Source organism: Vibrio algivorus, assembly GCF_030161215.1.
Lineage (GTDB): Bacteria > Pseudomonadota > Gammaproteobacteria > Enterobacterales > Vibrionaceae > Vibrio > Vibrio algivorus.
Genome location: NZ_BSPV01000003.1, coordinates 751,448 through 767,326 on the forward strand (window position 1 = coordinate 751,448; position 15,879 = coordinate 767,326).

Below are 15,879 nucleotides of genomic sequence, written 5' to 3' on the forward strand. Positions count from 1 at the left end.
AAATATATCCAAGTGACTTCAAGATGCAGAATTCAGAGCTATCATCCAAACCTTTAGGCAAGGAAGGTTGGCGAAGGAATGTAAGCACCTTTCAAACCAAGCTGACGCAGTATAAAGGTCCATAAAAAAACCAGTCACTTTTCAGCAACTGGTTTTATTGTGAAGCTTGCTAATTAACAAATAGTATTAATTACAGCGCTTTCGCAATCGCATCTACGCTGGCTTTAGCATCACCAAACAGCATTTGCGTGTTTTCTTTAAAGAACAATGGGTTTTGTACACCGGCATAACCTGTGTTCATTGAACGTTTAAAGACAATTACGTTTTTCGCATTCCAAACTTCCAATACAGGCATGCCTGCGATTGGGCTGTTTGGATCTTCTTGAGCGGCTGGGTTAACCGTATCGTTTGCACCGATAACTAGAACCGTATCCGTTTCAGAGAAATCATCATTGATCTCATCCATTTCTAATACGATATCGTATGGCACTTTCGCTTCTGCTAACAATACGTTCATGTGACCCGGTAAACGGCCGGCTACAGGGTGAATACCAAAACGAACTTCAACACCTTGTGCACGTAGCTTCTCAGTAATTTCGTAAACTGGATACTGAGCTTGTGCAACCGCCATTCCATATCCCGGAGTGATGATCACTGACTTAGAGTCTTTCAGCATTTCAGCCACATCTTCAGCGGTTGTTTCACGGTGCTCACCTTGCTCTTCATCACTTGATGTTGAGGTTGGCGCTGCACCGAAGCCACCAGCAATAACGCTGATGAAAGAACGGTTCATTGCTTTACACATGATGTAAGACAGAATCGCACCAGAAGAACCTACTAGAGCACCGGTTACGATAAGTAGATCGTTTGCTAGCATGAAACCTGCTGCTGCTGCTGCCCAACCTGAGTATGAGTTCAGCATCGACACAACAACTGGCATATCCGCGCCACCAATTGATGATACAAGGTGGTAGCCAAATACCAACGCAATCGCTGTCATAACCATTAACGCTAACATGCTGCCATCGTTGTTAACGAAGTAGATCATTAACAGAGTTGAAGCCACTAAAGCTAGTAAGTTCCATTTGTGCTTATGAGGAATATTCATCGCAGAAGATGAAACCAAACCACGTAGCTTACAGAAGGCAACAATAGAGCCACTAAAGGTTACTGTACCGATGAATACACCTAAGAATACTTCTACTAGGTGAATCACATGTTCAGCATGGTTTAACGTCATTGTACCCATGTCTAAGTAGCTATTGTAGCCAACTAAAACAGCTGCCATACCGACAAAGCTATGTAGCATCGCCACTAGCTCGGGCATTTCAGTCATTTCTACTTTCTTAGCGTAGAAAATACCAATCGCACCACCAATAACCATCGCAATGATGATCCAAGTAATACCACCAGTTTCAGGTCCAAAGATCGTCGCGATCAACGCGATCGCCATACCAGTAATACCGTAGTAGTTACCAGCGCGAGCAGAATCTTGCTTAGATAAACCAGCAAGGCTCATGATAAAAAGAACGGCAGCAACAATGTATGCCGCTTGTACTAATCCTGCAGACATATGTTACTCCTATTTCTTACGGAACATTTCAAGCATACGTTTGGTTACGGTAAAGCCACCAAAAATGTTAATGCTCGCAATTAATACAGCGATGAAAGACAAGATAGAAACCAAAGTATTACCTTGTCCAATTTGCAACAATGCACCGACAACGATAATGCCAGAAATAGCATTGGTTACCGACATCAATGGAGTATGCAGTGAATGTGAAACATTCCACACCACGTAATAACCGACGACACAGGCTAAAACAAACACGGTAAAATGAGTTAAAAACGCAGCAGGAGCAACACTTGCAATCCAAGCAAACGCACCGGCAGCAACAACCATTCCCACCACTTTCTTAAACGGTGATTTAGGCTCTTCAACTTTAGGTTCTGGTGCAGCTTTAGGTTTTGCAGCAGCTTGTGGTTGCGCTGATACCTTAATCGGTGGCGCAGGCCATGTTACTTCGCCTTCTTTGACAACTGTCACACCACGAAGTACCACATCATCAAAGTCGATATTGATGTTGCCGTCTTTCTCTTTGCAAAGCAGTTTTAAAAGGTTAACAAGGTTTGTACCGTACAACTGAGAAGATTGAGTAGGTAAACGACCTACCATGTCAGTGTAACCAATAATTGTTACACCGTTTGGTGTTGTCACTACTTTATCAGCTTCAGTGTATGCACAGTTACCGCCATTAGCAGCAGCAAGATCAACAATCACGCTACCTGCTTTCATGCTATCAACCATTTCTTTGGTGATAAGCTTTGGCGCTGGGCGGCCCGGAATTAATGCCGTTGTGATGATGATATCAACATCTTTAGCTTGCTCAGCATAAAGCTCTTCAGCCTTTTTGTTGAATGCTTCAGACATTTCTTTCGCGTAACCATCACCAGAGCCAGATTCTTCTTTGAAATCAACTTCTAAGAATTCAGCGCCCATTGACTGGACTTGCTCTTTTACTTCAGGACGCACATCAAATGCACGAACGATAGCACCTAGGCTACCAGCAGCACCGATTGCAGCAAGACCTGCAACACCAGCACCTGCCACTAATACTTTCGCTGGTGGCACTTTACCTGCAGCGGTAATTTGTCCAGTAAAGAAACGACCAAACTGATGCGCAGCTTCAACGACCGCACGGTAACCCGCGATGTTTGCCATTGAACTCAATGCATCTAGCGATTGCGCGCGAGAAATACGCGGCACGGAATCCATCGCCATAACATTAATATTTTTAGTCGCTAGTTTATTCAGCAATTCTTCATTTTGAGCAGGCCAGATAAAGCTAACTAAGCTTGCACCTTCTTGAATAAGTTCAAACTCATCCACTCCTGTTTCATCATTAATACGAGGCGCGTTTACCTTCAGGATCAAACCTGAGTTCCACACTTCTTCAGTATTAACAATTGAAGCACCTGCGGCTTCAAAGGCTGAATCGTCAAAGCTGGCAAGAGCACCGGCTCCTGACTCAACTGCGACTGTAAAGCCTAGTTTTAAAAGCTGCTCAACCGTTTTAGGTGTGGCAGCAACTCGCGCTTCACCTGCGAGTATTTCTTTTGGTACACCAATCTGCATAGCTATTCCTTGAACATTGGCACGATAAATTTGTAGTTCACCATTATTAACTTATTTCAGAGCACGACCTTTCCGTAAAGGCCTCGTATCTGATAGATAATCGTTAACGATAGTAACCGTAAGTTCAATGTAATAAAAAAACATTTTTATATGACATATAACTCTAAGTTTGACGATTCTCACTCTTATGACGTAAAAAAACAACAGATTGATCACAATAACAGGTCATACCTGATATGCACGCCATGCATTTGTTTAGGAAACTTTCCTGTGATACACCATATAATGCCTATTAAACATTCAATTAGATTAAAAAACATCACCCGATGACTGGTCAATAAGCACTTTTGATTTTTTAACCATTAATTCACAAGCATCTGATTCAGAAGACAATACATCTGAACGTATAAAGCGATGACTCTTAACCTCACCATCAATTTCTTTGGTTATTTGTCCAGCGATTCGAAATTGACCACCCTCTGCGACAGGTTCTGGATAAATTAAAAAGCCATTGTACTCAATTGGCTCCACTTCTTTTTTGACTTGCGCTTTGCTGCCGCCAAATAACTTCGACAAAAATCCCAATGCTCTATCCTCTTTATAATTCTCTATACATCATTTGTTTGAACTTACCCTTTGGGAGCTTAATCCAAACATATCGACTATGCGATCTTTACTCATTAAAAAATAAAACCAAACTTCCACCTTTTAAGGCACTACCGTAATTCATATTAATCCCGATTCCGACATTATCGATGTAGTCTTTAAATATAGGCGGCGTCAGCAGTAGCCCTACCGAAAATTCGTAATAGTTGTCCGTACCAAAGGAAGCCTCAGGATCTCCCTTTAAATCAATACGCTTAAAGCTAGTATAAGCTGAGGGTATGTATCCATCCCAATTGGTTAGGTTATAATTCGCTTTTAAGCCATTAACCATGTACCAACCTTTCGGGTTACCAAAATCATATTCACGCTTTTTATCCCAAACTTTTCCGTAAAAGTAGTTAAAGGATGATGTGTATTTCCAATAGCCCCATTTTCGGTTCAACTCGTAATTCAACTCAATGTTCGGCTCAGCAATATAAGAACGGCTCGATGTATTATAGGCATAACCATCTAAAAAAGGTTTTAACTGCTCACTTTCTCGGCTGTTATAAGAATGCTTATTTTTGAAATACATAAAATGATTACCTAAACCATACTTAATATTCCAAGAATCGGTAATGTTGTAGATAAGGCGATATTCAAAGAAAGCATCATAAACTTCATTAACGTCGCTATCGGCAGGCAAATCAGGTCGGCTGTCTAGAGATATTTTATTTTCAAAATGGACATAGGAAGCACGAACGGCAATTTCATGTTTGACTTGTGGGCTTGGGCTATTTAGCTCCCAAGAATAAGGAAAACTAGTGACGGCAACTTTGTTCCTCAAATCAAGAGAATCATCGTCTCCCATATCATCATTATTAAATGGTGTAATGGAATTAGGGTTAAAATTCTGCACCCCAAATTGAATCGCATCGCTATCAGTTAGTACCACTGCGGTGGCAAAATTTTGCTGGGCTCGAGATCGGATCTCCTCATCAGCTTGTGCAGATAAAATCACGGCAAAATAAATAATAGAACCAACAAACCATGCCGATAAAACTGACGTCACTGATAATCCTTATAATAAATTAATGGCTCCCATTTCAATCAAAATGGGCAATGAGGTGAAGAGTATTGCTTAACCTTAATTTCTCTCGGTGTTATATACCCAAGTAAGTATGCTAATTTATCTAGACAAAATAAAGGGGATTCCGTTATGTCATCTTGGTCTAGCGCACAGTTTAGTTATCATTTTCATGGATTATCTGAATCCTTACACCAACAGGTTACACCGTCACAGTTAAGCAATCCTCATTGGGTTCATTGGAACAGCGAATTTGCTGAATCACTCCAACTACCCACTGAGCCTAATGCAGAAATGCTTGATGCTTTCTCAGGTATTACACTTCCTGAAGAATTTAAACCTATTGCGATGAAATATGCCGGCCATCAGTTTGGTTATTACAACCCCGATCTAGGTGATGGTCGAGGTTTATTGATGGCAGAAATCAAAGCAAACGATGGGCGTCGCTACGACATTCATGTCAAAGGTGCTGGCTTAACTCCCTTTTCTCGCCAAGGCGATGGCCGAGCAGTTCTTCGTTCTAGCATTCGTGAATATTTGTGTTCTGAAGCCTTGCATCACTTAGGTATTCCCACCACGCGCGCGCTGGGGTTAATCAATAGTGAAACGCTAGTTTATCGAGAAAAAACTGAAACAGGTGCAATTTGTATTCGCCTAGCTGAAAGTCATATTCGGTTTGGTCATTTCGAACATTGCTTTTATACCGGTCAACACGAACAACTTAAAGAGCTTGTTGAACATACTTTAAGCAATCATTTTCCCGAATGCCAACAACAGGAAAAACCTTACGTGGCCATGCTACAACAAGTGGTTATTTCTACCGCTCAATTATTTGCCAAATGGAATGCTTTTGGGTTTTCACATGGAGTATTAAATACCGATAACATGTCGATACTAGGGCAAACTTTCGATTTCGGTCCATTTGGATTTTTAGATAACTATGACCCAAGCTTTATCTGCAACCATTCTGATTACCAAGGTCGTTACTCCTTCGCCAATCAACCGAATATTGGATTATGGAACTTAACTGCCCTTGCTCACTCCTTATCACCATTGATTGAGCGAAGCGATTTAGATGAAGCTCTCGCACTTTATGAGCCAGAACTCAATCGTGAATTCAGCAGTTTGATGCGTCAGAAAATTGGATTACAAACCAAGCAAGAACAAGATCCTGAGTTATTTGGTGAGATGTTCGCTCTACTAGCCAAAAACAAAGTCGACTACACTCGTTTTTTCCGTCAGCTTTCTATGCTTGATAGCCAAGGCATTCAGCCAGTAATCGATTTAGTCTTAGATCGTGAAGCGGCGAAAATCTGGTTAGGGCAATACCAGCAGCGACTAACTCTAGAAACACAAAGCGATGCTGAACGCTGCGAAGAAATGAGAACTCACAACCCTAAATACATTCTTCGCAACCATCTCGCTCAAATCGCTATCGATAAAGCAGAAGATGGAGACTACTCTGAAGTAGAAACATTATTTATCTTGCTACAAAACCCTTATGATGATCAGCCAGAGTATGATCAATATTCAAATCTGCCGCCTTCTTGGGCACATGAACTTGAGATCAGTTGCTCTTCGTAGCAAGCTTATCCATAATGCAGGCTTAGCAGCACGATTGTGCAGAATTAAATGAGGTTTCCTTATGTCAGAACAACAAGAAGCAAATGTTACAGAAGAGTCAGTGGAAGCCATTGATCTAAGCACTTATTCACCAGAGCTTCGCCACCTTATCGAATTCGAGCAAGTACCAGAGCAAGCGGTACCTATGGTTACTTCAATTCATGAGGTTTCAGAAGAAGCCGTTCGTGATGTTTGGGATGATCTACCAGGCAGTGCTCAGAACATTTTAGATAATTTCGAGCAATTCCATGCTTTGATTTCTGTCGGCCAAACTTTTGCCGCTATTGATTTCATGCAAGAGTTCGAAACTCTAAAAATGCGTGACGATATGACCGAAGAAGAGCAACAAGAGTATCGCGCAAGCCTACTAGATAAAGTGTTACAGAACTGCGTAAAAGATATGGTTAAGCAGCTTAAAAAAGCACGCCGTGACCCTATCTTGAAAAAAGACTTTATGGAAATCTTTGCAGAACAAGCTTAATTACAAAAGGCTTCTATAGTTGATAAAAATAACGCTGACCGATGTCAGCGTTTTTTATTGTCTTCACTATTAACTTCATAACCCCCCACCAATAACACCATCACCATATCAATAACTTATAGAAACACATAATCATCACGAATTTTTCTCCGCTCAAAATAGGTTGTATACTCTTTTATTCTCAATAAAGACCCTCTAATGAAGCCCATGACTCTTTCTCAGCATTCCAACTCAGATCCTCATACAAAAAGATTTACACTTCAATCGTGGCCTTATTGGATTGGCCTATTACTTATCTGCATTACTACTTATATCAGTGTGATATACAGCCAAAAACACTTTTCCGTTGATTCGGATCTCAATCATTTAGTCAAACAAGATGCCCCTTGGCGAGATAACCTAGATAAAACGACCAAAGCCTTTGGTGACTCGGAAAGCTCTCTTGTGGTGGTAGTGTCTGGCGATGATCGCCAACAAGTTCAGCAAATCACCGAAAGCTTAACCAACGATTTCTCAAAGCAACCTAGCTTTAAAGATGTATTTGCACCGTCGACACTACCTTGGCTAAAACAACAAGCGCTATGGTTTTTATCCGACCAGGAATTTAAAAGTTTCACGCAAAACCTAACCTCATTAATGCCAAGACTACAACGCGCTAGCATGAGCCAATCACAAATCGATCCAGATTTATCGGCTCAACAACTCTTGGCTCAGCTTAATCAAGCAATAGAGTCCAAGGATGACAATGCTGCACGTTTATTAATACAAGCATTGAATCAAGTCGCTGATTCAACCCAACCAGTGAATCATCAGCAAGATACAACCACTCAAGGTGTAAACTGGTTTTCATTACTTTTTCCTGAAGATAAACACACAAGCTATCAAATCATTTCGATTAATGCCGAACCAGATCGCTCTCAAAAAGAGCCTAACCGCTTCATCATGGAAACCGCGCAGAACATTATTCGCCAATATAATGATGTGTCGAGCGTTCAAATTCGCTTAACAGGACAAACCGCCTTAGATTTCGATGAAATTAAAGATGCAAACCACAGTGTAAAACTAGCCGGCACTATGTCTTTAATTGGCTTAATTGTGGTTTTAGGCTTTGGTATTCGCTCACTGCGCATTATCGCGGCAAGTTATGTTGCGGTGATTGTAGGCTTAGTTTGGACGCTTGCTCTAGGTTTATGGCTGGTTGGCAACTACAATACGATTTCCATTGTGTTCTTGGTCATGTTCATCGGTCTAGGTGTCGACTTCTCTATTCATTTTTGTTTACGCATTCGTGAAGAACAAGGCTTACATGCAAATAACCAAGCCACCTTACTCACCTCTATTCGCGAAACATTAACCCCACTCAGTTTATGCGCTTTAACTTCTGCAATCGGCTTTTTAGGCTTTTCCCCTACCGCTTATACTGGGCTTGCCGAACTCGGTATTATTTCTGCCGCAGGCATGTTGATGGGCTTAGTGGCAACTTTTACCGTTATCCCAGTATTTTTCTTCCTGTTTGGCTACCCCAAAAGCAAACCAAAAGTCATGGAACAAAAGCATAGCGATGAGGGTTATTGGCTAGTTGAGCATCATAAATTAGTGATTGGAATTGCGTTAGTATTGTTGGTAATCACGGGAATTGGTGCTAGCCAAATGAAATTCGATTTCTCAACCTTAGTGCTTAAGTCACCAAAATCAGAATCAGTAAACACCCTAGAAGAAATCCAGCAACAAGGCTTAACTTCAAGCTACCAAATGATGATGTTGGCAAAAACGCCGGCACAAGCACAACAGTGGCAACAACAACTTGCCAAACTCCCTGAAGTCAGCAATGCACTGTCAATTAATTCCTTCTTGCCTCAAGACCGCAACAGCAAGTTGGTGACATTGTCACAAGTGATGAATCGACCGGCATCGCCTGAAGCTAAAGGCATCACACCGATACAGCTTGCACAAAACCTAGAAACCTCACCTTATAAAGATGCCCTTTCAAGCCACACATTGAATTGGTTAAAAACGGCTAAGGAACCTGAAATTTATCAGGCGATTTCGCTGCAAGCCCTGCAACCTTTAGCTCAAATGCAGCAAGGTTTTATGCAAATGATGCAAGCGTCACCCGCTACTCTTGATGACATTCCAACACAGCTTGCTCAGCGTTATTACAATCAAGATTACGCATTGGTAGTTGCTTATCCATCTGGCGATATGAGAGATGTAAAACAGTTAAATAGGTTTATTGATGCAGTACAGGCAGTTGCACCTAATGCCACTGGACGCCCAGTCGCCGAGCAACAAGTCGGCAAAATTATTACTCAAGCCTTCATTCAGGCCACTTGCTATTCATTAGCCCTCATTGCGCTAGTGTTATTGTTTGCTTTGAAGCATAAGAGAGATGTAGTACTGAGTTTTATTCCACTACTGCTGACAACCCTATCAACCATGGCTGTCGCCCATTGGAGTGGTTTTTCACTTAACATGGCTAACATCATAGTGATCCCATTGATCTTCGGTTTAGGCGTAGATAACGGTATTCATATTGTGGAACGTTTCCGTGAGGTAGGTTCAGTAAAAGCCTTCTATTCATCCTCAACACCAAAAGCCGCTATATTAAGCTCGCTCACGACCATTGTGACTTTCGGTTCATTACTGTTGGCCGATCATCGCGGTATGTTCAGTATTGGTTTCTTACTCACCATTGCGATTGGGTTCTTGCTGATTTATAGCCTAACGGTTCTACCCGCATTGCTATTTAGTGTGAAAAAAAATAACGAATAAGAATAAGTTAATAGCCATAGCACAAAAATATGGCTATTAACTTACCACTCTATTTTATTGCGGGTGTAGGCACATCTTCCTTAGTAACATTCTGAGACTGGGTAATCGACGTCGCGAATGCCTTATCATCCTGATCGGCACTCAAACCATCTTGCCCTTTACCTTTAACCGGTGTGAAAGCCAAACGAGAAAACAACGGGAAGTGATCCGAACCAATAGACGGCAATCTTTGGATGCTCTGAACGGTAAAGTGCTCACTGTGGAAAAGGTGATCTAGCGGCCAGCGAAGTAACGGATATTTCACATGAAAAGTATTAAACATTCCTCTACCTACCCTAGGATCAAGTAATCCACTCAGTTTGCGAAATAAACGGGTCGTTCGAGACCATGCAACATCATTTAAGTCACCGGTAACAATGATTGGCTGATCGCTATCTCCCACACTACGCGCGACTATGATTAATTCGGCATCACGCTCTGCTGATTCTGGATTTTCAGTGGGGCTTGGCGGCGCTGGGTGTAGAAAGTGCATTCGCACCAAGTCACCAGTCGGCAACTCTACAAGCGTATGCATCGATGGGATATCATCTTCAACTAGGTAAGCAATTTCTTTCTCATGCAATGGCAATCTCGAATACACATGCATGCCATAAAGATTATCCAAGGGACACTTCATGGTTTCAGGCATATCCGCTTCAAGGCATTCTAATTGGTTTTCCCACCATTGATCCGATTCAAGCGTCACCAGTACATCAGGCTGATATTGATTTACCAGCTCAACCAGTTTATGGGCATCTCTATTCGGAGTCAGCACATTAGCAGTTAAGATACTAAGTTGACGAGTTGCATCGACGGTTTGGTTTGCATGAACTTCAACTGGCCATAGTTTGGTATAGGGCAAAATCCACCAAAGCTGCCAAATCAAACATAGTGTTGTGGTGATGATAATTAACCAAGTTTGAGGCTCAGAATGGTTAAGAGTGCTCAGTTGCAGCAATATCAGTAATGCGGCACAGATTGCGAGCTGCATCCGAGGAAAGTCCATTCCTCTAACAATCCAATGTGGATGACGAGATATAGGAAGCAGAGTCGCTCCAACAATCAATCCTGTCACTATATAAATCAATATATCCACTATCTATATCCCTAACTTAGATTATTTCATTTGTTTAATGTGAACTGCTGGATTACCACCGCAAATGCTATAAGGCGCTACGTCTTTTATTACTACAGATTTAGATACAATTATTGCCTATGTGAGAAAGATCGTTGTCATCTTATATTTGATGCTAGAGATGGCGTCATGTGGGATGAAAATAGAATTAAAATTTAGCTATTGACGCCATAGCCCTTATTAGGTTTTTTCTACAATAAGGTATGTGTGTAACTCAGGATATTGGTCAAACTCTAAATGCTTGATATTACACTTAAGGTCTATGAACAACTTCAAAAAGCCACTCGTTCCTAGCGAAGAGTAATAGACCTCAGGTCCCATAAAGTCATCTGTATGTGAGCCAGCCTCTGCTGTACCACCGAACGAAAAAATAAATACTCCACCAACATTTAAGCTATCTATGATTTTAGTTAGAACACTTTGTTGTTCAGTTAATGGAATGTGCCATATACTGTCCCAAGCAGTAATAAAATCATATTTTACAGGTAACTTGTACTCACAAATATCTGCTTGGACAAACTCAACATCAGGATGTTTAGCGCTAGCCAAACGAAGCATCTTTTCTGAAACATCGATACCAAAGGGTTTAAAGCCCTCAATTTTCATAAGTTCAATAAAACGTCCTGTACAACCACATCCAATTTCTAAGGCATTTCCACGCTCTTTCGTAAAGGTTATTGCCCTTTTATGCGGTTCGATACCATTATTCATATTAAATCTATTACTCTCCCAGAGATGAGTAATTTGATCATATGCTTTTCCTATATCTACAGGTTTCATCGAAATACTCCTTGAAGCCTAACAACGCCCTGCTAAAAGGTGAGCAACAAACCTACTCATCGCATAACACCATAATCACCGAACTTAATGCAAACCACAAATGGCTAACTTGCGAATCTCCTTGCGTAGTTTGTTATGTGGCGCGAACTTGGATAATGTGCTTAATAATGTTTGCATACAATAAGATAGTCCAAAAGGCGAATACTAGCACTTGTAATAGATTGCTCGTAAAACCTTCGCCGTAACCTGACAGCAAAGATTCAAAAATAGATAAAACTATAAGAACTGGCATTAACAATACACTAAAACGAATGGTTACGACGAAACTCAAACTAAAAAAACGCCCTAAGAAATCTTCACCTTTGGCCGCACCGTTTGCTTTGTATGCCAAATAAGTACCCACCGCGACTATTAATATATTTAAAAGTGACGTTAATCGGTCATATATTGAAGGATTTTCCGGCATGAACACATAAAAAAATTCAAACGCAATAACACCAAAAATAATATTGATGAAAGCGTATATAAACCTATCAGTTTCATTTAAGAGATTTGAACCTATTCGGCGCTTAAGCGCTTCAATGTTCCAGAAATACATGACACATATCCTTAATTAGTAAGCCTATTTATAGACTATTGCCTTACCAATTAGCTTTATATGCACAAAAGATCACATTGCGAGGAGTAACACAATTCTTAGGCGCCACATGTTTGTTTGGATCATTTGCTATTATTGGATTCCCCATGTCTCTCCCTTGGTTTTATAACAGTGTATTAGCAAGAAACACGGATAAACCCACAGGTTATTTCAACACGTTCACTGCTAATCAATTCATTTATCATCATAAGATACTCTAATGATGTTTTTTTAAAGCATTTAGCAAATTTTATGCGATGTAGAAAGCGTGAGCAGGATTTAGCGAGTTAATTGTGAAATGCGTTTAAGAAGAAATTAAGAAGTGCGGTAAAAAAAGAGCTATATACGCATGTGATTGGTAGCAAATTTGGCTTTACTAAAAGCCCTTTGGACTAATAGATTTTCTACTATTAATCCAAAGGGTAATTTTATTACGTAGTACTACTTCGCTTTCGGTCTAAACGGCTTAATTACGCTTTCATCGCATTCTAGGAATGGCCCTTCCATTAAGTCGATGCAATAAGGAATTGCAGGGAAGACTGCATCTAAACATTCACGGATTGATTTTGGTTTACCCGGTAAGTTTACAATTAAGCTGCTGCCACGTAGGCCGGCCGTTTGACGTGATAATATTGCCGTAGGAACAAATTTGAGTGATTCCGCTCGCATTAACTCACCGAAACCAGGCATCATACGATCACACACCGCTTCTGTGGCTTCTGGCGTCACATCACGTTTTGCCGGGCCAGTACCGCCAGTGGTAACCACTAGGCTACAACCGTCTTCATCAACCATTTTAGCAAGCATCGCTTCGATTTGGTCTTGTTCATCTGGGATGATTTGGTAAACCGGTTGCCATTCCGAAGTCAGGTACTCATTTAAAGTATCGATAATCGCTTGCCCAGAAAGATCATCATACACACCTTGGCTCGCACGATCACTGACGGTAACAATGCCGATTTTTGCCTTACTCATTCCAATAAACCTCTTGTTTCATGTTTCTTTATAAAGACGCTAAGATACCTTTTAACAACCAAAATGAACATAAGTTTACGATCGATTTATTTGTTACGTCACTTTAAAGTATGCCATTCCAAGGCTAAATTTTCTCGGTGAGTAAATTGATGAAAATGACTTTCTAAAACAGATTGAACTATCTTAAGCTTTTCTTCTGTTTCACTTTCACAACGGATTTGAAGTAAATTGTCCGTTACCGTTAAATACCCTATTCCAGTTGGAAAATACACACAGGCTTCATTCTCATTCCATACCACCTCAACTTTTCGTTGAAAATGTCTAGCCATAACGGTTTGATACTTTTCTGCTTTCACTGTCTCAACATTTGCCCATAGCTTCATCATAATTATCTCTTTAATATCAATAATTAAGAGGCAACGAAATACATCATTACCTCTTAGTTTTATGTTGTTTTAAAATTGGTATGCAGCTGAGATTTTATAATTTCGACCCGGCTCATAATCGGTTAAATCGATACCACGAGCATAACCAGTCCTAGAAGCATGTGAGGCATATTCTTCATTGAAGATATTATCTATACCAACCGTAATAGTTAAACCATCAACGTAAGTTGGCACCCATTGTGCGTATATATTATGCACATCGTAGCTATCTTTCGTTGGTGTACCAGAGAGTACATTATCCTCTTCAAGCACCCATTGTGATGACCATCCAAACAAAGTATCAATATCCACTGCAAGGTAATCTAAATTAAGTGCAATGCTGTCACCCATATCAGAACTACGCCCATTAAATAATATAGGTGTGTCATTGGTTTTATTTTCATTATCAGACTTCGAATACGACAGTTTAGAGTTGAACATGTCATAACCATAGTTCACGCTTGCTTCAAACCCGGTGATTTCAGCATCACCATCATTAGTAATTAAATAACCACTAGTAGAAGATTGATATTCTTGTACCAAGTAGTCATCTAATTGGGTTTTAAATACTGTAAAGTTTGAGCCAACAAAATGTTTGCCAGCTTGATAACGGAATTTAAAACCACCTTGGGTATTCATGCCAGTTTGAGGTTTAACATTCGAATCTAAGGTTGTTACATCTTGGTATTTCACAAAGGTTTCAAGTAATTCTGGTGCTTCATACAAGCTACGAGATGAGGCAAAAAATGTCCAATGTTCAGTTACCGCCCATTCAGCACCTAAGCCCCAACCCAGTTGGTCAAATGAATCATCACCAGTTACTGCATCTCGTTGGCTATAGTCGTAACGCAAACCAGCAGTCACAGAAAAACTTGGAACTAAATAAAGTTTTTCTTCAATAAATAAAGCAGATGTTGTCATTTTTTCGCTCATGTTATAGCTACTGCCATATTCACTTTCACTTTTTTGCTGGTTATATTCACCACCATACGTGAGCTGGTTTTCTAAACCTAACACCGTGAAATTAGATTGCGCCTTTACATTCGCACCAGTGTTCGTGTTTGTTGCTGTATTATCCGTCAAACGATCAGCAGGCCAACCTACTGTAATATTGGATTCATCACGATTAATTTCGGTTTGGTTATAATAGAGTGTTGAATCAAGCTGGAATCTAGAACCATTATTAATTTGATAGCCTAGAGTGTACGTATTACGAGTATACTTCGTTGGTAGTAAGGTTTGATCAGAAAGTCCGTGGTTAGCCGAACCTGACATATCAGGACGTGGACTATAATCACCCTTATCTCGATAGTAATCGTAACTTAACTCAAGTCGATTGCTGTCGTTGATATCCCAACCTATTTTTGCCAGCATATTCCCTATCGTACCGTCTGAACCTATTGTTTCATCTCCATTTCCATCTTCAAAATTATCTCGATCAATACCATAGACATAGACCATGCCATCGAAGTGATCACCTAAAAGCCCGTAAGCCGTTAAAGAGCCTTGTGAGTAAGCATTACTGCCATATCCTCCGAATACCCTTGCACCGTATTGCTCACCAGAGCGAAGTAAATCTTTAGCATCTTTGGTTTCAAAATACACCGAACCGCCTAAGCCACCCGATGTCACCGAGTTTGCACCCACTTGAATATCGGCAGACTTAATGATGTCTGGGTTGATGGTTAGGTTGCCAATATGATGAAACATATTGGCATGTTGTGAAGCACCATCTAATCGAATATCCAAATCTGATTCATTCAATCCACGAATATTAATGCGTTGGTTAACCGAATGAGTACCACCCACGTCAACCCCTGGAATATCACGTAATAAGTCAGAAAGATGATCAGCTTGTTTAAGGGATAGATCATCCGAACCTAGTTGCTGACTACTGCTTGATACTTTTGCTCCCCAGACCGTGACTTCTTCAAAATGTGTTTGAGACTCAGAATCAACTTCTTTCATCTCTGCGGCATTAACGCCATAAATAAAACTGAATCCAAGGGAGGTGATGCCTATACTCAAAGTTTTTGCTTTAAGTTTGAATGTTGTTTCCATGTTTAAAATTCCTTTATAGACAAACAATCAAATGATAATCATTCGCAATGATGATATAGTGAATGCCAAGGAATTGAAGAAAATATACTTATGCAAAATCGCATTTGATTTATGAGGAATAAGAAATCATGAAGGATGATCAT

Annotated in this window: 13 protein-coding genes; 3 read left to right on the forward strand and 10 right to left on the reverse strand. The window is 40.4% G+C overall.

Annotation, left to right across the window (positions count from 1 at the left end; translation table 11 throughout):
* Positions 1-190: 190 nt before the first annotated feature.
* From pntB to QQJ93_RS05215, 4 genes are all read right to left on the reverse strand, one after another.
* Complete coding sequence (gene pntB, locus QQJ93_RS05200; protein WP_089124421.1) at positions 191-1,573, reverse strand: Re/Si-specific NAD(P)(+) transhydrogenase subunit beta; 1,383 nt, start codon at positions 1,571-1,573, stop codon at positions 191-193.
* Between the two features lie 9 nt (positions 1,574-1,582).
* Positions 1,583-3,136 carry a Re/Si-specific NAD(P)(+) transhydrogenase subunit alpha gene (pntA, locus tag QQJ93_RS05205; protein WP_089124422.1) on the reverse strand — a complete coding sequence of 518 codons (1,554 nt, stop codon included), beginning with the start codon at positions 3,134-3,136 and terminating at the stop codon, positions 1,583-1,585.
* Positions 3,137-3,445: 309 nt separating this feature from the next.
* Complete coding sequence (locus tag QQJ93_RS05210) at positions 3,446-3,721, reverse strand: HlyU family transcriptional regulator (RefSeq protein ID WP_089124423.1); 276 nt, start codon at positions 3,719-3,721, stop codon at positions 3,446-3,448.
* Positions 3,722-3,809: 88 nt separating this feature from the next.
* Positions 3,810-4,793 carry a Solitary outer membrane autotransporter beta-barrel domain gene (locus QQJ93_RS05215; protein WP_089124424.1) on the reverse strand — a complete coding sequence of 328 codons (984 nt, stop codon included), beginning with the start codon at positions 4,791-4,793 and terminating at the stop codon, positions 3,810-3,812.
* Positions 4,794-4,940: 147 nt separating this feature from the next.
* Between QQJ93_RS05215 and QQJ93_RS05220 the strand changes: the two genes are divergently transcribed.
* The 3 genes from QQJ93_RS05220 to QQJ93_RS05230 all read left to right on the forward strand — a co-directional run bounded on the left by QQJ93_RS05220 (position 4,941) and on the right by QQJ93_RS05230 (position 9,684).
* Positions 4,941-6,392 (forward strand): protein adenylyltransferase SelO, encoded by a 1,452-nt coding sequence (locus QQJ93_RS05220; RefSeq protein WP_089124425.1) that lies wholly within the window; start codon positions 4,941-4,943, stop codon positions 6,390-6,392.
* A 61-nt stretch (positions 6,393-6,453) separates the two neighbouring features.
* On the forward strand, positions 6,454-6,912 hold the full coding sequence (locus QQJ93_RS05225; RefSeq protein WP_089124426.1) for a DUF3069 domain-containing protein: 459 nt from the start codon (positions 6,454-6,456) through the stop codon (positions 6,910-6,912).
* A gap of 198 nt (positions 6,913-7,110) precedes the next feature.
* Positions 7,111-9,684, forward strand: coding sequence for an MMPL family transporter (locus QQJ93_RS05230; protein ID WP_089124427.1), 2,574 nt, complete (start codon positions 7,111-7,113; stop codon positions 9,682-9,684).
* A gap of 49 nt (positions 9,685-9,733) precedes the next feature.
* Here QQJ93_RS05230 and QQJ93_RS05235 read toward each other — a convergent pair whose 3' ends face one another.
* From QQJ93_RS05235 to QQJ93_RS05260, 6 genes are all read right to left on the reverse strand, one after another.
* Positions 9,734-10,819 (reverse strand): endonuclease/exonuclease/phosphatase family protein, encoded by a 1,086-nt coding sequence (locus QQJ93_RS05235; protein ID WP_284186039.1) that lies wholly within the window; start codon positions 10,817-10,819, stop codon positions 9,734-9,736.
* A 219-nt stretch (positions 10,820-11,038) separates the two neighbouring features.
* A complete protein-coding gene (locus QQJ93_RS05240; RefSeq protein ID WP_089124429.1) occupies positions 11,039-11,638 on the reverse strand; it encodes a class I SAM-dependent methyltransferase in 600 nt (199 codons plus the stop codon).
* A 133-nt stretch (positions 11,639-11,771) separates the two neighbouring features.
* Positions 11,772-12,236: a hypothetical protein gene (locus tag QQJ93_RS05245; RefSeq protein WP_089124430.1), complete on the reverse strand. Its 465-nt coding sequence runs from the start codon at positions 12,234-12,236 to the stop codon at positions 11,772-11,774.
* 480 nt (positions 12,237-12,716) lie between these two features.
* Entirely contained in the window at positions 12,717-13,250 is a 534-nt protein-coding gene (mog, locus tag QQJ93_RS05250) for a molybdopterin adenylyltransferase (protein WP_089124431.1), read from the reverse strand.
* A gap of 98 nt (positions 13,251-13,348) precedes the next feature.
* Positions 13,349-13,636 carry a DUF2218 domain-containing protein gene (locus QQJ93_RS05255; protein ID WP_089124432.1) on the reverse strand — a complete coding sequence of 96 codons (288 nt, stop codon included), beginning with the start codon at positions 13,634-13,636 and terminating at the stop codon, positions 13,349-13,351.
* 69 nt (positions 13,637-13,705) lie between these two features.
* Positions 13,706-15,643, reverse strand: a complete 1,938-nt coding sequence (locus tag QQJ93_RS05260; protein ID WP_089124563.1) for a TonB-dependent siderophore receptor — start codon at positions 15,641-15,643, stop codon at positions 13,706-13,708.
* Positions 15,644-15,879 lie beyond the last annotated feature (236 nt).